General features: G+C 70.5%; 1 protein-coding gene. It reads right to left on the bottom strand.

Annotation, left to right across the window (positions count from 1 at the left end; translation table 11 throughout):
* Positions 1–285 (bottom strand): hypothetical protein (locus AC0IW9_RS30590; protein ID WP_471652073.1); only part of this gene is annotated, 285 nt, incomplete at both ends.

Below are 285 nucleotides of genomic sequence, written 5' to 3'. Positions count from 1 at the left end.
CCAGATGCCGGCCGCTGGCTTGATCCTGGGCGAGCACGGCGCACTCGCGCACCTCGGGCTGCTCGCTCAGGCGCGCTTCGATTTCGCCGAGCTCGATGCGCAAGCCGCGAATTTTCACCTGATGATCGCGCCGGCCCACGTACTCCAACACGCCATCAACGCGGCGCCGCGCCAGATCGCCGGTGCGGTACAGGCGTTGGCCCGGCGTGCGGGCGTAGGGGTCTGGCACAAAGGCCAGCGCGGTGCGAACCGGGTCGCCGACATAACCGCGCCCCACCCCCGTGC

The sequence above is a fragment of the Belnapia sp. AC561 genome (assembly GCF_979252845.1).
The sequence above is the reverse complement of the archived record's forward strand: the minus strand, read 5'-3'. Positions and strand labels throughout refer to the sequence as shown.